Raw genomic sequence first — 18,167 nt, forward strand, 5'->3', positions numbered from 1 at the left:
GCCCATGACGGCGCACCGCCCAATCCCGACGAGCGCCGCCGGCTGATAAACTGGCGCGATGATCGAACTCGACGACCTCACCCTGCTGCGCGGCGGCCGCCCGCTGCTGCAACACGCCGCAGCGCGCATTCACGCGGGCCAGAAGGTGGGCCTGATCGGCCCCAACGGCTGCGGCAAGTCCACGCTGTTCGCTCTGCTGCGCGGCCAGCTCACCGCCGACGGCGGCAGCGTGCGCCTGCCGCGCGAGTGGACCATCGCCCACGTCGCGCAAGAGACGCCCTCCGCGCCCGAATCCGCCCTCACCTACGCGCTGGAAGGCGATGGCGAACTGGCCGCCATCCAGCGCCGCCTGGCCGCCGCCGAGGCGGCCAACGATGGCCACGCCATCGCCGTGGAACACGCCGCGCTGGGGGCGGTGGACGGCTACACCGCCCCCAGCCGCGCGGCGCGCCTGCTGGTGGGCCTCGGCTTCGCCCAGGCAGACATGGACCGGCCGGTGCGCGAGTTCTCCGGCGGCTGGCGCGTGCGCCTGAACCTCGCGCGCGCGCTCATGTGCCGCTCGGATCTCTTACTGCTGGACGAGCCCACCAATCACTTAGATCTCGACGCCGTGGTGTGGCTGGAGGGCTGGCTGCGCGCCTACCCCGGTACGCTGATGCTCATCTCCCACGACCGGGATTTTCTCGACAACGTGGTGGACCACGTCGTGCACTTCGAGGACACTGCGCTCGTCACCTACCGCGGCGGCTACTCCGATTTCGAGCGCCAGCGCGCCGAGCGCCTCGCCCAGCAGCAGGCGGCCTACGACAAGCAACAGGCCGCCATCGCGCACATGCAGTCCTTCGTGAACCGCTTCCGCGCCAAGGCTACCAAGGCCCGCCAGGCGCAGAGCCGCTTGAAGGCACTGGAGCGCATGGAGCAGGTCGCCGCGGTGCGCGCGACCAGCCCCTTCCGTTTCGAGTTTCCGCCCGCGCCGAACTACCCCAACCCGCTGCTCAAGCTGGAGAAGGCGCAGGCGGGCTATGGCGACTCGCCCGTGCTGCGCAGCGTTGACCTGCTGATCAGCCCCGGGGATCGCATCGGTCTGGTGGGCGCCAACGGCGCCGGTAAGTCCACGCTCATCAAGCTGCTCGCGGACGAGCTCGCCCCGCGCGGCGGCGCACGCCTGCCCTCCAACGGCCTGCGCGTCGGCTACTTCGCGCAGCACCAGATGGAGCGCCTCGACCCCGAGGCGAGCCCCCTGCTGCACCTCGCGCGCCTCGCGCCCGAGGCGCGCGAACAGGCGCTGCGCAACTTCCTCGGCGGCTTCGGCTTCGCGGGAGACGATGCGCTGCGCGCCGTCGCCCCATTCTCCGGCGGCGAGAAGGCGCGCCTCGCGCTGGCGCTGCTGGTCTGGTCGCGCCCCAACCTGCTGCTGCTCGACGAGCCCACCAACCACCTCGACCTCGACATGCGCGAGGCCCTGGTCGATGCCCTGCTCGGCTATGAAGGCGCGCTGGTAGTGGTCTCCCACGACCGCCACCTGCTGCGCACCAGCACCGACCGCCTGCTCTTGGTCGCCGACGGCGCGGTCGCCCCGTTCGACGGCGACCTCGACGATTACGCCGCCTGGCTCGGCCGGCGCAACGCCGAACAGCCCGCCACCGACGCACCCGCCAAACCGGCACCCGCGCCGCGCCGCGCGAGCAGCCGCGACCGCCGCCCGCTGGAGCGGCGGCTCGCGCAGCTGGAGCGCAGCATCGAGAAGCTGGAGGCGGAAAAAGCGGAGATCGAGGCGCGGCTCGCCGACGCCGGCCTGTACGACCCGCAGCAAAAGGAAGCCCTCGCGGAGGCGCTGCGCACGCAAGCCCATATCGCCAAGCAGCTCGGCGAGGCGGAGGCGCAGTGGCTGGAGCTTAGCGAGACGCTGGAGGCAATGAGCTAAGGGAAGGTTTGCGCCTTGCGCAACTGAGGAGGGATCGCGCCTCGCTCACCGGGTCATGCCCTGCAGCCACACAACGGGCGGGCATGTCGCGTACCAGAATGGTGCTACGCGCACACCCCGGCCCCGACAGCCCTGACGCCCCTTAGGGCGCGACGGCGGCGGCACGCTCGGCGGCGGTGCGGGCACCGTCGGCGTCGCCCTGCCGACGCCGCGCCTCGGCGATGATGCGCCAGTTGGACGCAATTACCGCGCGGTTGTCGCCGGCCAGGGCGTTGGACTTGGAGGCCGCTGCCACGGCCTGCTCGGGATGGCCTTGCACGAAGCGCACGCGGGCGAGGTAATGCCACACCACGGCGTTACTGGGTTCGATCCGCAGCGCGCGCTCGAGCAGGGCGTCGGCGGTACGCAGATCGCCGGCGATCACCGCGTTGTTCGCCCGCTGCAGCAGACCGAGCACGGCGCCGGTAGTGCCCGGCGCTGGCTCCACGACGGAGGGGTGCCCGGGGGCCGGCGCGTCGGCGGGCGGCACCGGATCGGCCCGCGGCTCTGCCGGCCGGGTCGGGGGCTCGTCGCGCGTCAGCGGCGCGGCGCAGCCGCCCAGCAGCAGGGCGACGAGCAGCAGCGGTAGCGTCAGATGCCTCATTGGAACAACCCGCGCAACCAGTTCCAACCGCCGTTGCCGCGTTCGGGCTGGTAGCCGGCGCAGGCGTCCCAATCGGCCGGTGCCGTCGCGGCCCGGAACGGCAACGACATGGCCTGTGCGCAATCGGCGCTGGCGCGCAGCAGGGATTGGCGGGCGATCCACACCATCTCGATGTCCTCCGGGGGTGGCAGATGCAGGGGGCGCATGGCGACCGCGCCGATCATATCACCCCAGATCGGCAAGGCCCCGCTGGAGCCGGTCAGGCCGGTGGAGCGGTTGTCGTCGGTGCCCACCCACACCACGCCCAGGCGATCCCCGGTATAGCCGGCAAACCAGGCGTCGCGCTGATCGTTGGTGGTGCCGGTCTTGCCGGCGACCGCGGCCTCGCGCGGCAAATGGCGGTAGAGCGCGCGCCCGGTACCCTCCGACACGGCCAGTTGCAAGGCGGTGTTAATGAGGTAGGCCGGCCCCGGCTCCACCACCTGTGAGATCGCCAGCGGGTAGCGTTCCAGCGGCTGGCCGTCGGCGGTGGTGACCTCGCGGATCGCCCGCAGCGGCGCGTGAAAGCCCCCGTTGGCCAGGGTTTGGTAGGCCTGCGCCACCTCCAAGGGGCTGAGGTTGACCGAACCGAGCAGCGCCGCCGGATACGGATTGATGCGCCGCTCCACGCCGAGGCGCTGCAGCGTTCTCAGCACGTTGGGCACCCCCAGGTCCAACCCCAGCCAGACCGCGGGCAGGTTGCGCGACTCGGCCAGGGCCCGGTACAGCGGCATCGGCCCCTCGAAGCGCCCGTCGAAGTTCTGCGGCGTCCAGTGCTCGCCGCGCGGGCCCTCGAGCGTAATCGGCTCATCGCGCAGCGACGACACCAAGGAGTAGTTCCCCTGCTCCAGCGCGGTCAGGTAGATGGCCGGCTTGATCAGCGAGCCGATGGGCCGCACCGCGTCCAGCGCCCGGTTGAAGCCCGCGAAGCGCGGATCGCGGCCGCCGACCAGGGCGAGCACCTCGGCGTGCGGCACGCTGGTGATCACCGCGGCGGCCTGCAACTCGGCCGCCTGCGCCCGCCCCTGCATGCGCTCGCGCACGGCCCGCTCGGCCGCCTGCTGCGCGAACGGATCCAGGGTGGTGTAGATCTGCAGGCCCTCGGAGCTCAGGTCCTGCTCGCGGTAATGCGCGCGCAGTTGGCGCCGCACCAGGTCCAGAAAGGCCGGATAGCGGTTGATGCCCGGCGGGCGCTCCAGCACCCCCAGGGGCGCGGCCGCCGCGCGCCGGGCGGTCGCCGCGTCGAGATACCCCTCGCGCGCCATGAGTTCCAACACCAGATCGCGGCGTTCGCGCGCGCGCTGCGGGTGGCGGCGCGGGTCGTAGAACGAGGCGCCGCGCGCCAGCGCGACCAGCAGGGCGATCTGGCCGGCGTCCAGCTCGTCCAGCGGCTGCCCGAAATAGAACCGGCTCGCCAGGCCGAAGCCGTGGATGGCGCGCCGCCCGTCCTGACCGAGGTAGATCTCGTTCAGGTAGGCCTCGAGAATCTCGTCCTTGTCGTAGCGCCACTCGAGCAGCAGCGCCATGGCCGCCTCGTTGAATTTGCGGGTGTAGGCGCGCCGGTTGTCCAGGTAGAAATTCTTTACCAACTGCTGGGTCAGCGTGCTGCCGCCCTGTACGGTCCGTCCCGCGCGCAGGTTGGCCAGCGCGGCGCGCGCGATGGCGCGCGGCAGGATGCCGTGGTGATCGTAGAACTGGCGGTCCTCCACCGCCAGCAACGCCTGCACCAGCAACGGCGGTACCTCGTTCAGGCGCACCAGTACGCGGTCCTCGTGGTGGGAGGGGTAAATACTGGCGATGTGCGGCGGCTCCAGGCGCACCAGATCCACCGCGCGCGCATCCGGTAGGCTGCCCAGCGAGCGGACACCGGCGGCGTCGAACTCCACGCGCACCCGCCGCGAGGGCTCGCGCCCGTCCCAGTGCCGGTACGGGCGCGTGACGAGCTGGAACACGTTCCCGGTGCGCGCGTAGCTCCCCTGCTGGGCGGCGGCGCCGTCGTCACGGTAGCCGAGGCGCTGCAGTTCGTTGGCGAACTGCTCGGCGCTGACCGGGGCGCCGGGGTAAACCTCCAAGGAGCGGGCATAGACCCGCGCGGGTACCGCCCAACGCTGCCCCTCGAAGCGGCTGCTCACTAGGTGGTCGAGATACAGCGTGTAGGCGAAGCCTGCCGCCAAGGCCACGGCCAACAACGGCAGCGTGAGCCACAGCAGCCAGCGCAGGACGCTGGGGCCCGCGGGGGGAGTGGCACTCTTCTTGGGGCGCTTGCGGCTGCTGGGCCGGCGCTTGGTCGTGCGTGGCATGGGGCTGATAGTCTAAAGAATGCGAGTGATGCCCGGCGGGCGTCCGTCACGAAACCGCCGGGCGCGCGCATCATACCGCACACGAGGAGCGACAGGCTTGAACGAGGCCGAACATGACCGACTGGTAAAAGCGCTTTGCGACCCGGCCCTGTACCCGCATGGCGCGCGCCATGTGCACCACGTACGCACCCACATCTCCTCGCTGCTGCTCACCGGACCGTATGTGTACAAGCTCAAGCGCCCGGTGGACTTCGGTTTTTTGAACTTCACCCGCCTGGACGACCGCCGCCACTACTGCGAGGAGGAGCTGCGCCTGAACCGACGCCTCGCGCCGGGCATGTACGTAGACGTCGTGCCGATTTATGGGATGGTCGACGCGCCGCGGCTGACCGGCGAGGGGCCGGTGCTGGAGTATGCGGTGCGTATGGTGCAACTGCCGGCCTGGCGCGCCGACTGGGCCACCCGTCCCGGCGCCGAGGCGCGCCTGCGCCGCCTCGCGCGGCGCTTGGCGCACTTCCACGCCGGTGTTCCCCGCAGCGACGCCTCCAGTCCCTACGGCACGCCCGAGATCGTCGCGCGCCACGCGCTGGACAACTTCCGCGCCCTCGCCCCAGAGCTCCCTGCCGCCGACGCCGCGCACGTCGCGCACCTCGAGGCCTGGAGCCGCGCCGGCTTCCGCGCCAAACGGGCCGCCTTCGAGCAGCGCCGCGTGGCCGGCTACGTGCGCGAATGCCACGGCGACCTGCATCTGGGCAACGTGGCCCTGGTGCACGGCATGCCGCGGGTGTTCGACTGCATCGAGTTCGACCCCGAGCTGCGCTGGATCGACGTGCTCAGCGAGCTGGCGTTCCTGCTCATGGATCTGCTGGTGCAGGGGCAGCGTGCACGCGCGGTGACGGTGCTCGACACATATCTGGCCGCGACGGGCGATTACGCGGGACTCGCCCTGCTGGACGACTACCTGGTCTACCGCGCCCTGGTGCGTGCCAAAGTCGCGGTACTGTCCCACGACGTGCCCGGGGCGCACCCCTACCTCGCCTTCGCCGAGCGCGTGGCGGCGCCGGGTACGGGCGCCTTCGTGCTCACCTGCGGCGTATCCGGTTCCGGCAAGAGCTATGTCTCCGACCAGCTACTCGCCCCGCTCGGCGCGGTGCGGCTGCGCTCGGACGTGGAGCGCAAGCGCCTGTACCCGGAGGCCGCCCCCGGGCAGCTGCACGCGGGACGCTACAGCGCCGCCGCCACCGAGCACACCTACACCCACCTCGCCGAGCAGGCCGCCGCGCTGGCGCGCGCGGGCATGGTGGCGCTGGTGGACGCCACCTTTCTCGAACGCGCACGGCGCGAGACCTTCTACGGTTTGGCGCGCGCACTGGGGGTGCCCTGCGCGGTGCTGCACTTCGACGCCCCCGCCGAGACCCTGCGCGCGCGGGTGCAGGCGCGCGCGGCGCGCGGCGGTGACGCCTCCGAGGCAGATCTGCGCGTGCTCGAGGCCCAGTTGGCGGGCGCGCAGCCGCCGGAGGACGACGAGCCGGTGATCCGCGTGTCCAGCGCCGGTCCGCTCGACGTGGACGTCCTCCTGGGCGCGCTGGCCGACTACCACGTCGCCCCCCAGCGCTACCTGGCCACGCCCGCGGGCGGTTGACGCTCCCGCGACACCCCGGGAGAATGAATCGGGCGCACTCACGCCGCGCCGCTTCTTCGGCGCGCGCCCAACACAACAATGATGCAGCGCCACAATAACCATGGACCGTTTTCCGATCAGCAATATCGATCTGGTGGTCATGGGGATCTACTTCCTCTTGGTCATCGGCATCGGCTTCTGGGTCGCCCGTAAGACGCACAGCGGCGACGATCTGTTTCTGGCCGGGCGCTCGCTCACCTGGGGCGTGATCGGCCTGTCGCTGTTCGCCTCCAACATCTCCAGCACGACGCTCATCGGCCTCTCCGGCCAGGCCTACGCGAGCGGCATCTCGGTCGCCAACTACGAGTGGATGGCCGCCCTGGTGCTGGTGTTCATGGCGATCTTCGTCATCCCGTTCTATCTGCGCGCGCGCCTGACCACCATCCCCGAGTTCTTCGGCCTGCGCTTCAACAGCGCCGCGCGCAACTACTTCTCCGTGGTCACCATCTTCCTCAGCATCGTGGTGGACACCGCCGCCAGTCTGTTCGCCGGCGCGCTGGTGCTGCAGGTGTTCTTCCCGCAGCTGGTGCTGTGGCAGACCATCGTGGTGCTGGCGCTGGTGGCGGGGCTGTATACGGCCGCGGGCGGGCTGCGCGCGGTGGTGTACACCGACACGCTGCAGGCCGTGGTGCTGCTGACCGGCGCGGGCATCCTCGCCTACATGGTGTTCGGCGCGCACGGCTTCTCCTGGGAGGCGGCCACCGCGAGCGTACCGGCCGACCACCTGTCGCTGGTGCGCCCGCTGGACGACCCCGCCCTGCCCTGGCTCGGCCTGCTCATCGGCCTGCCGGTGCTCGGGTTCTATTACTGGTCGGCCAACCAGTACATCGCGCAGCGCGTGCTGGGCGCGCGCAACGTGCAGCACGCCCAGTGGGGGGCGATGTTCGGCGCGCTGCTGAAGCTCCTGCCGCTGTTCCTGATGGTGCTGCCGGGGGCGATGGCCATCGGGTTGTATCCGGAGCTCGAGAACCCCGACCTGGTGTTCCCGCTGCTGGTCACCGACCTCTTGCCGGTGGGCATCGTGGGCTTGGTACTGGCGGGCCTGCTCGCGGCCATCATGTCCACTATCGACTCCACGCTGAACTCCTCCTCCACGCTGGTGGTGGTGGACTTCGTCAAGCCCCGGCGCCCGCACTGGACGCCGGAACAGGTCGGGCGCGCGGGGCGTCTGGCGACGCTGGCCTTCATGCTGATCGCGGCCGCCTGGGCGCCGCAGATCCAGCACTTCCCCGGCCTGTTCGCCTACCTGCAACAGGCCTTCTCCTACATCGTGCCGCCCATCGTGGCGGTGTTCCTGCTGGGGCTGTTCTGGCGGCGCGGCAACGCCGCCGGCGCCATCGCGGGGCTGGCGCTGGGTCACGCCGTGTCGCTGGTCGGCTTTCTGCTCGCGCAGGCCGGCGTGCTCACGCTGCACTTCACCATCGTGGCGGGCCTCCTGACCCTGGTGAGCGCGGCGATCTTCGTGATCGCGAGCCTCGTGAGCGCACCGCCGCCGCGCGAGCGTGTGGAGCAGACCGTATGGCGCCGCAGCGCGCTGGTCGCTACGCGCGGCCTGCACTGGTATCAGGACTACCGCGTCCACGGCGCGGCCATCCTGCTGCTGACGGGGCTTACGCTATACCTGTTCTGGTAGCGGCGCGGACACGAAGAACCCAAAGGAGGTGGGAGGATGAAGTACATACTGGCCCTGGACCAGGGCACCACGAGTTCGCGCGCCATCGTGTTCGACCACGCGGGGCAGAGCAAGGCCATCGCGCAGAAGGAGTTCCGCCAAATCTACCCGCAGCCGGGCTGGGTGGAGCACGACCCCAACGAGATCTGGTCATCGCAGATCGGCGTGGCGGCCGAGGCGATCACCCACGCGGGGCTGTCGGGACGCGACATCGCCGCCATCGGCATCACCAACCAGCGCGAGACCACCGTGGTGTGGGACAAGCGCACCGGCCAGCCCGTGTACAACGCCATCGTGTGGCAGGACCGGCGCACCGCGGGGCTGTGCGATGCGTTGCGCGAGGCGGGCCATGAAGAGGTGTTCCGGGAGCGAACCGGGCTGGTGCTGGACGCCTACCTCGCCGGCACCAAGCTGCGCTGGATCCTGGACAACGTCGAGGACGCCCGCGCGCGCGCCGAGGCGGGCGAGCTCGCCTTCGGCACCATCGACAGCTGGCTGCTGTGGAAGCTCTCCGGTGGGCAGCTGCACGTCACCGACGCCACCAACGCCTCGCGCACCCTGCTGTTCGACATCGCCCGCCAAGCCTGGGACGACGAGCTGTGCGAGCGCCTGCAGGTACCGCGCGCCATGCTGCCGGAGGTGCGCGACTCCAGCACCGTATACGGCACCACCTCGGGCGACCTCGCCGGGCGGCGCATCCCCATCGCCGGGGTCGCGGGCGACCAGCACGCGGCATTGTTCGGCCAAGCCTGCACCCGGCGCGGCATGGTCAAGAACACCTACGGCACCGGCTGCTTCATGTTGATCAACACCGGCGACCAGCCCGTGCCCTCGCGCAACCGCCTGCTCACCACCACCGCCTGGCGCATCAACGGTGAGGCGCAGTACGCGCTGGAGGGCAGCATCTTCATCGCCGGCGCCGTGGTGCAGTGGCTGCGCGACGGCCTGGGGCTGATCCGCAGCGCCGCCGAGGTGGAGACCCTGGCGGCCAGCGTGCCCGACAACGGCGGCGTGTACCTGGTGCCCGCCTTCGTGGGCCTCGGCGCCCCGCACTGGGACCAGTACGCGCGCGGGTCCATCCAGGGCATCACGCGCGGGACCACCGCCGGGCACTTCGCGCGCGCGGCGCTGGAGTCCATCGCCTACCAGGTCACCGACCTGATCGCCGCGATGCAGGACGACGCCGGCCTGACCATCGGCGAGTTGCGCGTGGACGGCGGCGCCACCGCCAACGACACCCTGATGCAGTTTCAGGCCAACCTGCTCGGCGTGCCGGTGGTGCGCCCCAAGGTCACCGAGACGACCGCGCTCGGCGCGGCCTATCTCGCCGGGCTGGCGGTCGATTACTGGAGCGGCCTCGACGAGATTGCCGCGCAGTGGCAGGTGGACCGGGTGTTCGAGCCCGCCATGGCACGCGAACAGGCCGACGCCCTGCGTGGCGGTTGGCAGCGCGCGGTCGAGCGGGCCAAAGGCTGGGCGCAGCCTTAGGCGATGTACTTGTCCTGGGCGCCGTGCGGCGCCCGAACTAAACTGGCCTTCATGGAACGATCCGCTGCCCTCGAGCAATTGAACGCCCGGCGCGAGCCGTGGGACCTCGTCATCATCGGCGGCGGCGCCACCGGCCTCGGCATCGCCGTCGACGCCGCCACGCGCGGCTACGCCACCCTCCTGCTGGAGCGCGGCGACTTCGCCCACGCCACCTCCAGCCGCAGCACCAAGCTGTTGCACGGCGGGGTGCGCTACCTGCGCCAGGGCAACCTGAAGCTGGTGATGGGTGCGTTGCGGGAGCGCTCGCGCGTGATCGCCAACGCGCCGCACCTCAGCAACGACCAGCCCTTTGTCATTCCCACCTTCCGGCGCGGCGAAAGCCTCTACTACGCCCTGGGGCTCGGACTCTACGACCGCTTGGCCGGGCGCGCCAGCCTCGGGCGTTCGCGCCGCCTGAGCGCCGCCCAGGCGCGTGCCGAGCTGCCGACGCTGCGTCCCGAGCGTCTACGCGGCGGCGTGCTGTATCACGACGGCCAGTTCGACGATGCGCGCCTCGCCGTCACCCTGGCGCGCACCGCGTGGAGTCACGGCGCCACGGTGCTGAACTACTGCCGGGTGGAGGCCCTGGTGCACGGCGGCAGCGAAGGCCGTGTCAATGGCGTGGTCGCACGCGACCTCGAGAGCGATCGGCAGTACGAGATCCCGGCGCGCGCGGTGATCAATGCGACCGGCGTGTTCTGCGATAGCGTGCGTCGGATGGCCGAACCCGAGGCGCCCGCACTGGTCGCCCCCAGCCAAGGGTCGCACTTGGTGCTGGACCGGCGGTTCCTGCCCGGCCGAAATGCGTTGATGGTCCCGCGGACCGACGACGGCCGTGTGCTGTTCGCCATACCCTGGCACGAACGCGTGCTGGTCGGCACCACCGACGTGGCCGTTCCGGAACCCGACGCAGAGCCACGCCCGCGCCCGCGCGAGATCGACTTCCTGCTGCAGCACGTCGGGCGTTACCTGCGTGAGACACCGCGCCCGCAGGACGTCCTCAGCGTGTTCGCGGGGCTGCGCCCGCTGGTGCGCGCCGGCAAGGGCGGCCGCACGTCCGGGCTGGCGCGGGATCACCTGCTGCGTGTCGAAGAGGGCTTGGTCACCATCACGGGCGGCAAGTGGACGACCTACCGCGAGATGGCCGAGCAGACGGTGGATGCGGCCGCTCGCTCGGCGGGGCTGCCCGCCAGCCCGTGTCGCACCGCCGACTTACGGCTGTTCGGCGCCCCGCAGGATGCGGTCACGGCGGCGCTGCTCGCTTATCCGCTGCGTGTCTACGGTACGCAAGCCCCAGCACTGCAGGCGCTGGCTGCGCAGCACGCGGAGTGGGCGGAGCCGCTACATCCGCGGCTGCCTTACCTCGCGGGGGAAGTGGTGTGGGCCGCGCGCCACGAGATGGCCCGCAGCGTCGAGGACGTGCTGGCCCGCCGCACGCGGGCCCTGCTGCTGGACGCCCGCGCGAGCATCGAAGCGGCGCCGCGGGTGGCGCGTCTGCTGGCCCGGGAACTGCGCAGGGACGCGGCGTGGCAGGCGCGCCAGGTGGCGGCCTACACCGAGCTTGCGCTGGACCATCTCACCCCTGAGGCGCTGGCCCTGGATTTTCCTCAGAGCGGCGACGCACGGGCCCATGTGCGCCACCGCTCCGGGGACAGCTGAGCGCCGGGGTTGAGGATGTTCAGAGTCACTCCGTCCTGTATTTCTCCCGGAGTTCTCTGACCACGCCAAGCGAAAAGCGCGGTGTTCGCTCCGCTTCGTGCTCAACGGCTAGCCGCCGTCGATCACGGCACCGTATGCCGGCGGGAAGCTCTGAGTTGATCAGAGCGTCCCTGTAGGCGGACCCTCAACCTGCCGCCTCCAGCGCGTCCCCGTCGGGCGCCGTTATCGCCGGCGCCGCCCGGTCGGCGGCGCCATTCAGGGGCTCGGCCCCTGGCCGAAGGACGGGCGCGCCGCCCTTGAGCAGGTTCTCGGGCGTCACGCCCTCCAGACCCGCCTCCTTCAGGATCTGCTGCGCGAGTGGCGACATCATCTGATACTTGAGGAGTCCTCCGACCAGGTCGTCGGCGAAACCCGTTCCGGCGCCGTTCACGCCGCTGACGCTGCCGCCGGTCGCCAAGCCATTCAAGCCCTTCAGATCGAAGATCTTGATGGAGTCGATCTTCTCGGCCGGCTTCACCGACTCGCGGATGATCTCCGGCAGCCGTTCGATGAGCGCGAGGTTAATGGCCATGTTGATCTGCGCCGCGGTCAGCACATTGCGCGCCTCGTTCAGCGCCAGCGTGCCCTGCGCCTCCGCGTCGTACTTGGCCCGCGTGGCGGCGGCCTCGGCCTCCGCCGCGGTGAGCACCGCGTCGGCGCGGTCGCGCGCCGCCACCTTCTCCGCCTCGGCCACGATGCGCATGCCGATGGCCTCCTTCTCGGCATCCTCCTTGGCCTGGATGAGCATCACCTCCTTGCGGCGCTCGGCCTCAGCGGTCTGGCGCACGGTGAGCACGCGCTCCTCCTCCAGCACCGCCTCGGCGCGCGCCCGGTCGGCCTCGCCCCTGGCGCGCGACTCGTCCTTGGATCGCTCCGAGACGGCGATGTCCCGCCCCTGCTTGGCCAGCTCGATGGCCTGTTCCTTCTCAATCTCGCGCTCGCGCAGCAGGCGCTCCTTCTCGATGTCCTTCTCGCGCGTCTGGCGGTCCTTCTCGATCTTGGCCAGCAGCACCTGGCGCTCGGAGACCACGTCCGCCTCCTCCGCCTCACGCCGTTTCTCGGCCGCCACGCGACGGATCTCCGCCTGCTGTTCGGCACGGCGGTTCTCCACCTCGCGCTCCTGCTCCAGGGTGGCGAATTCCTGGTCTTGTCGGATCGACAGCGAGTAGCGCTCGCTCTCCAGGTTCTTGCGCTCGATCTGGATGCGGGTGTCCTGCTCGATGTCGTTACGCTTCTTGCGCCGCTCCTCGATCTCCTGGGTGAGCTTGGTGAGACCCTCCGCGTCGAAGGCGTTGTCCGGATTGAAGTACTGGCGCGCGGTCTGATCGAGACCGGTGAGCGACACCGCTTCCAACTCCAGGCCGTTCTTGTTCAGGTCCTCGGCCACGGTGCGCTGCACGTGTTGCACGAACTCCACACGGTTCTCGTGCAGTTGCTCCATCGCCATCCCCGCCGCCACGGCGCGCAGCGCGTCCACGAACTTGCCCTCCACCAGCGTCTTGAGGTCCTCGGGACGCATGGTGCGGTCGCCCAGGGTCTGGGCGGCGGTGGCGATGGCCTCGGCGTCCGGCTTCACGCGCACATAGAACTCGGCGGTCACGTCGACGCGCATCCGGTCCTTGGTAATCAGCGCCTGCTCGTTGGCGCGGCGCACCTCCAGGCGCAGGGTGTTCATGTTCACCCACTTGATGTCGTGCAGCACCGGGAACACCAACGCGCCGCCGTCGCGGATGACCTTCTGCCCACCGAAGCCGGTGCGCACGAAGGTCTGCTCCTTGGTGGCGCGCGTGTAGAGCCGCGCGAAGATCATGCCCAGTGCGAACAGCGCCGCGAACAGCACGCCGACGAACAGCGCCACGTTCATCAGGATATCGCCCATCTCGGTCCTCTCCTCTTTTTGTTATTGCGGACGCGCGCGGGCGCGCCGGGACTAGCCAACGTTTGCAAAAAACCCATTTTGGGTTTGTCAGGCCGCGACGCCACCTCCCTGTGCGACGCGTTGCGCGATGAGGGATCCTCGATGCCTCGGATCACGCACAGCGAATCGGGTTGCCCCATGCTCAACGGGATGGTAGCGCCGATCGCGGCGACACATTCCTTGGGCGTCGGGTAAGCCCTAAGATTTTCGCGAGCCTACCTAATCGTTCATCAGCGGATCGCTGCTCGCGATCGCCACGAACACGCTACCCTCCCGGCGCACCAGCAGGGCGCGCGCGCCTTGCGGCAGCGGCGCGTGATCGCGCTCGGGAACCACGCGCACGTAGTGGGCGGTGCCGTACTGATCGGTGAGGCGCGCCTCCGCGGGCAAGTCATGGCTGGCGTTGCCGAGGGTGATGGTGACCATGCGCCCCACGAACGAGGTAGCCGACACCGCGCTGGTCTCGTCCCGCGGCAGCACCGCCTCCAGGCCCAGCGCGCTCACGCGCACCGCGGGCAGCGCCCCCGCGAACGCCGGCAGGACGACCAGCAGTGCCGGCAGGTAGGCGCCCAGCGTCGCCACGGCGAAGTACTGCAGCACGTAGCCGATCGACCCGAACGCAGTGAGGAACACGACAATGAGCATCAGCACCGGCACGCGGCCGACGCGCAGCCAGCTCAGGATGCGTGACAGGGCGCTGGTGGGAACGATCTCGCCGCTATCGAGGTCGAGTTGGCCTTCCAGATCCGGCAGCGCGCTGTCCAGGGCATCGGTCAGGCTCATACCGGCGAGCAGGCCCACGCCCTCGAACAGAGCGATGAGCAACATCAGCCCCAGCGCCACCGCGAACGGAACGTTCTGCGGCGCGAGGAGAAACTCCAGCATCTCAGGCGTGCTGCTTCTTGAACTGCGCCAAGCGTTCGCGAATGCGATGCTTGCGCGTCATCTCCTCGAGTTCAGCCAGTTTGGCGGGGTCGGCGGCCTGCGTGGGGCCGGGCGCCCCGGTGACGGCCTGCGCCACGCGGTCGAAGGCCATGTTGGCCTGATCCACGCGCCGCTCCACGCCGTCGCGCGCGGCGGCCCCGCCCGCCTGCGCATCGCCGGCGCGGGACTCGCGGCGGGCGCTCGCCACGCGCTCCCGTTCCGCCTGCATCTCGCGCTTGCGGCCCTGCAGGGCGCGTAGGTAATTCTCCAACTCGGTCTCGCGCGCGCCGGCCTCCGCGATGTTCTTCTCGATCACCGGAAGCTGCGCCTCGATGTCGAGCTGCATCGCCACGGCGGCCTCCGCGAGATCTTCGCGGTCTTCCTGCAGGGCGAACCTGATCTTGTCTTCGAGCTCGCTCTGACGCGCGCTCTCCGAAGCAAGGCGTTGGCTGGCGTTGTGCTTGTGCGCCTTGGTGCGACCCAGTTCGGCGCGCACCTCGTCGATGGCATCGTCTACCTGGCGGATGGCCTCGGCCATGACGGTTTCCGGTGCCGCGTTCTCGGCCGCACTGACGATCTGCTGAATGGAGCCGCTGACGAGACGGCCGATACGGGAAACCAGGGACTCGCTCATGGATACACTCCCATCTTGTCGTTCTTGTTCGGGGAGCTGCGAGGGGCGCTCGCGTGCTCGCGACGGCGCTCGAAAGAATGCCGTGCGGGGAGCGTAGCCCGGCGCGGCGGACGGCCGCAACCAAAAAGTTTGGCGTGTCGGGGCGGCGGCCCCGCGCGCCGCGGGTGCCGACGCGCGGGAGCCCCTCCGGCCGGAGACGCGGCCGGATACGGTCAGTGCCGTCCTAGCCGTTGATCGACCTCGCGCTCGGCCTCGAGCCAGTCTTGCTCGGCATCGCCTTGGAAACCCTGCTGCTCGGCGCGTCGATAGGCCTCTTCCTGGATCATCCGGCGCCGCTCCTCCTCGGGCACCCTCAGGTCGACCTCGCCGGCGCGCGGGTTCCCCGACATGCCCGCCCCGGCGGCGCCTTCGGCGAGCGGATTGGCCGGTGCTTTCATGCGGCGGCGGGCGGGCTTCTTGGCTTCCTTCGGCTTGTCTTTACTCATCGATCCCTCCTTAGTCGAGTCGGTGGCCTTGCGGCCTGCGCGGTATTCTCGGGTTCATGTAAGAAGGTCTGAATAAATCCATCCTGGATTTCTCAAACCAAGCAAAGCGCAAAGCGCGCATTCCGCTTTGCTTCGCGGCCAACGGCAAGGCCGTTGTGCACGGCGACACATCCCTGTGCCGCTGAAAGCTCTGAACTTATCGCACGTGTCGGGTACGCGCCGTCGGCGGTGCCTGCCAGGGATCCTCGGGCCAGGGGTGTTTGGGGTAGCGACCCTTCAATTCCTTGCGCACCTCGGCGTAGGTACGTTCCCAGAACCCCGCCAGGTCCCGCGTCACCTGGATCGGCCGGCCCGCCGGCGAGAGCAGGTGCAAGGTGACCGGCATCTGGCCCCAGGCAACCGCCGGGGTCTTCGCCAGTCCGAACATTTCCTGCAACTTCACCGCCAGCGCCGGCGATGCCGCATCCGGCTGATAGACCAAGCGACGGCGCTGGCCGCTGGGCACCCTCAGATGCGTCGGTGCACCCTCATCCAATCGGCGCTGCCCTGTCCAGTCTAATCGAGCGCTGAGTAGGGACAAGAGGTCCAGACGCGCCAGATGCGCGCGCCGCGTCACACCCTGGAGATAAGGGGCCAACCAGTCCTCCAAATCCGCCATCAGCGCGCCATCGGAAACATCGGGCCAGCGCTCGTCGGGTAGCCATTCGCGCAGGCTGAGCACGCGTGCCTGCCATTGGCGCGCCGCCTCGTTCCACGGCAGCGCCTCGATCCCCAAGCCGCGCAGACCGTCCAGCAGCGCCGCGCGCGCCTGCTCGGGATCGGGCTCTGACAGCGGGCGCCGTTCCAGCACGCAGGCGCCCAGGCGCCACTCGCGCTGGGCGACCACCGCCTCGTCACGCGCGTGCCAGGCTACAGAGTCGATCACCTGCACCCGATCCGCCAGCGTCTCGCGCAGCCACTCCTCGTCGACCGGGGCGGCCAGGTGAACCAGGCCCTCGCCGCTACCGGCATCGACCACCGGGGCCACCAGCCAGAGCTGCCCGGTCCAGCGTGAACTGCGTTTCAGGCGTGCGCCGCGACCGCCACTCATCAAGTAGGCCTCGCTGCCCTCGGCGCGTTGGCGGGCGATGCGATCGGGATAGGCCAGCGCCAGTACGGCGCCGGTAGCCCGGCTGTCAGCGCTCGCATCGGCCGGCAGGCGCAGCGCGCGCCGGTAGGCCTGCGCCACGCGCAGCACCCCGCTCAGCGCGCCGCCCCCCCGGCGTTGCCGTGCCCGCGCCAGGTGGTCCACGCGCGCGACCAGATCGTCCTCCTCCTCGCGCAGCGGATCGCGTTCCTCGAGCAAGGCCGCCACATCGCACGCCAGAGGGCCGAGCCCACGCTGCGCCGCCTGTGCCAGCATGGCCGCCAAGCGCGGATGCGCCGGCAGGCACGCCGCCGCGCGCCCTGACGACGTCAGCGCCCCGGCGTCGTCCAGCAAGCCCAGGGTCTGCAACAGTTCACGCCCTTGCGCAAACGCGCCGCGCGGTGGCGGATCCAGCCACTCCAGTGCCAGCGGGTCGCGCACACCCCACTGGGCGAGTTCAAAGGCCAGCGGCGCGAGGTCCGCACTGGCAATCTCCGGCGAGGGATGTTCGGGCAGACTGTGGTGGCGCGCCTCGCTCCAAAGCCGATAGCAGACCCCCGGACCTTCCCGCCCGGCGCGCCCCGCACGCTGATCGGCGGAGGCCCGCGAGATGCGCACCTCCACCAAGCGCCCGAGTCCGCTGCGGGCATCGAAGCGGGGACTGCGCTGCCAGCCGCTGTCCACCACCACCCGCACGCCCGGCACGGTCAGGCTGCTCTCGGCCACCGGCGTCGCCAGGATCACGCGCCGGCCACCGGCAGGTCCCGGTGCGAGCACCGCCTGCTGGCGCGCCCAGGGCAGATCGCCGTACAGCGGGTGGACCGCGATGCCCTCGGCGTCAGCCAGGCGTTCGCGCAGCGCCCCCTCCACCGCGCGGATCTCGCCGGTGCCCGGCAGGAACACCAGCACGTCGCCGCTGTGGGCGGCCAGTGCCCGCAGCACCGTGGCCACCACCTGCGGCGGGCGCGGACCGCTGGGTTCGCGGTCCAGATAGTGCACGGTCACCGGATGTTGGCGCCCTGCACTCTCAATCAGGGGTGCGCCCTCCAGCGCCTGGGACACCCGCTCGCCCTGCAAGGTTGCCGACATGACCAGCAGCCGCAAGTCGGGGCGCAAGCCGCGCACGGCGTCGCGGCATAGGGCAAAGGCGAGATCGGTACTCAGGTGACGCTCGTGAAATTCGTCGAACACCACCAGATCGACCCCCTCCAGCGCGGGATCGTCCTGCAGGCGACGAACCAGAATCCCCTCCGTGACCACCTCGATACGCGTGGCGGCGCTCATCGCACGCTCGAAGCGCACTTGGTAACCGACCCGCTGTCCTACCGGCTCACCCAGCAGCGCGGCCATGCGCGCCGCCGCGGCCCGCGCCGCGAGGCGGCGCGGCTCCGCTACGATGATCCTGCCCCGCCGCCACGCGGCGTCCAGCAAGGCCAGCGGAACCCGGGTCGTCTTACCCGCACCGGGCGCGGCCACCAACACCGCAGCGCGATGCTGCTCGAGGGCGGCGCAAAGCCGCGGCAGCAGGGGTTCTATGGGGAGCGCATCGCGGGGCGCGTCGGGGGATTCCGGCATGGGTTACACTTTAACATCCGG

The 18,167-nt window shown here is 70.3% G+C and carries 11 protein-coding genes and 1 pseudogene; 5 read left to right on the forward strand and 7 right to left on the reverse strand.

The window, feature by feature from the left end; translation table 11 throughout:
* The first annotated feature begins 58 nt into the window (after window positions 1–58).
* Complete coding sequence (locus HUS23_00925) at window positions 59–1,924, forward strand: ATP-binding cassette domain-containing protein (GenBank protein QKT02493.1); 1,866 nt, start codon at window positions 59–61, stop codon at window positions 1,922–1,924.
* Window positions 1,925–2,066: 142 nt separating this feature from the next.
* Here HUS23_00925 and HUS23_00930 read toward each other — a convergent pair whose 3' ends face one another.
* Together HUS23_00930 and mrcB are read right to left on the reverse strand one after the other, a co-directional pair.
* Window positions 2,067–2,567, reverse strand: a complete 501-nt coding sequence (locus HUS23_00930) for a tetratricopeptide repeat protein (GenBank protein ID QKT02494.1) — start codon at window positions 2,565–2,567, stop codon at window positions 2,067–2,069.
* Window positions 2,564–4,906 carry a penicillin-binding protein 1B gene (gene mrcB, locus HUS23_00935; GenBank protein QKT02495.1) on the reverse strand — a complete coding sequence of 781 codons (2,343 nt, stop codon included), beginning with the start codon at window positions 4,904–4,906 and terminating at the stop codon, window positions 2,564–2,566. The genes HUS23_00930 and mrcB overlap by 4 nt, the downstream gene beginning before the upstream one ends.
* Window positions 4,907–5,003: 97 nt before the next feature.
* On the opposite strand from mrcB, the gene HUS23_00940 reads away from it, so the two are divergent.
* The 4 genes from HUS23_00940 (at window position 5,004) to HUS23_00955 (ending at window position 11,445) form a co-directional block, all read left to right on the forward strand.
* A complete protein-coding gene (locus HUS23_00940) occupies window positions 5,004–6,548 on the forward strand; it encodes an AAA family ATPase (GenBank protein ID QKT02496.1) in 1,545 nt (514 codons plus the stop codon).
* A 100-nt stretch (window positions 6,549–6,648) separates the two neighbouring features.
* Window positions 6,649–8,220, forward strand: coding sequence for a sodium/solute symporter (locus HUS23_00945; GenBank protein ID QKT02497.1), 1,572 nt, complete (start codon window positions 6,649–6,651; stop codon window positions 8,218–8,220).
* Window positions 8,221–8,256: 36 nt separating this feature from the next.
* Window positions 8,257–9,747 carry a glycerol kinase GlpK gene (gene glpK, locus HUS23_00950; protein QKT02498.1) on the forward strand — a complete coding sequence of 497 codons (1,491 nt, stop codon included), beginning with the start codon at window positions 8,257–8,259 and terminating at the stop codon, window positions 9,745–9,747.
* A gap of 51 nt (window positions 9,748–9,798) precedes the next feature.
* A complete protein-coding gene (locus HUS23_00955) occupies window positions 9,799–11,445 on the forward strand; it encodes a glycerol-3-phosphate dehydrogenase/oxidase (GenBank protein ID QKT02499.1) in 1,647 nt (548 codons plus the stop codon).
* Between the two features lie 184 nt (window positions 11,446–11,629).
* On the opposite strand, the gene HUS23_00960 is transcribed toward HUS23_00955, so the two are convergent.
* From HUS23_00960 to hrpB, 5 genes and pseudogenes are all read right to left on the reverse strand, one after another.
* Window positions 11,630–13,363, reverse strand: a complete 1,734-nt coding sequence (locus tag HUS23_00960; GenBank protein ID QKT02500.1) for a flotillin family protein — start codon at window positions 13,361–13,363, stop codon at window positions 11,630–11,632.
* Window positions 13,364–13,621: 258 nt separating this feature from the next.
* On the reverse strand, window positions 13,622–14,287 hold the full coding sequence (locus HUS23_00965) for a YqiJ family protein (protein ID QKT02501.1): 666 nt from the start codon (window positions 14,285–14,287) through the stop codon (window positions 13,622–13,624).
* 1 nt (window position 14,288) lies between these two features.
* Complete coding sequence (locus HUS23_00970) at window positions 14,289–14,960, reverse strand: PspA/IM30 family protein (GenBank protein QKT04919.1); 672 nt, start codon at window positions 14,958–14,960, stop codon at window positions 14,289–14,291.
* 216 nt (window positions 14,961–15,176) lie between these two features.
* Window positions 15,177–15,445 (reverse strand): annotated as a pseudogene (locus tag HUS23_00975) (DUF2934 domain-containing protein).
* 196 nt (window positions 15,446–15,641) lie between these two features.
* Window positions 15,642–18,146: an ATP-dependent helicase HrpB gene (gene hrpB / locus HUS23_00980; GenBank protein ID QKT02502.1), complete on the reverse strand. Its 2,505-nt coding sequence runs from the start codon at window positions 18,144–18,146 to the stop codon at window positions 15,642–15,644.
* Window positions 18,147–18,167 lie beyond the last annotated feature (21 nt).

Source organism: Ectothiorhodospiraceae bacterium 2226 (genome assembly GCA_013348725.1).
Lineage (GTDB): Bacteria > Pseudomonadota > Gammaproteobacteria.

What these genes read in the sequence shown, in the direction of transcription:
- HUS23_00925 (QKT02493.1), top strand. Translation starts at nt 59, where the DNA reads ATGATCGAACTCGACGACCTCACCCTGCTGCGCGGCGGCCGCCCGCTG.
- HUS23_00930 (QKT02494.1), bottom strand. Translation starts at nt 2,567, where the DNA reads ATGAGGCATCTGACGCTACCGCTGCTGCTCGTCGCCCTGCTGCTGGGC.
- mrcB (QKT02495.1), bottom strand. Translation starts at nt 4,906, where the DNA reads ATGCCACGCACGACCAAGCGCCGGCCCAGCAGCCGCAAGCGCCCCAAG.
- HUS23_00945 (QKT02497.1), top strand. Translation starts at nt 6,649, where the DNA reads ATGGACCGTTTTCCGATCAGCAATATCGATCTGGTGGTCATGGGGATC.
- glpK (QKT02498.1), top strand. Translation starts at nt 8,257, where the DNA reads ATGAAGTACATACTGGCCCTGGACCAGGGCACCACGAGTTCGCGCGCC.
- HUS23_00955 (QKT02499.1), top strand. Translation starts at nt 9,799, where the DNA reads ATGGAACGATCCGCTGCCCTCGAGCAATTGAACGCCCGGCGCGAGCCG.
- HUS23_00960 (QKT02500.1), bottom strand. Translation starts at nt 13,363, where the DNA reads ATGGGCGATATCCTGATGAACGTGGCGCTGTTCGTCGGCGTGCTGTTC.
- HUS23_00965 (QKT02501.1), bottom strand. Translation starts at nt 14,287, where the DNA reads ATGCTGGAGTTTCTCCTCGCGCCGCAGAACGTTCCGTTCGCGGTGGCG.
- HUS23_00970 (QKT04919.1), bottom strand. Translation starts at nt 14,960, where the DNA reads ATGAGCGAGTCCCTGGTTTCCCGTATCGGCCGTCTCGTCAGCGGCTCC.
- hrpB (QKT02502.1), bottom strand. Translation starts at nt 18,146, where the DNA reads ATGCCGGAATCCCCCGACGCGCCCCGCGATGCGCTCCCCATAGAACCC.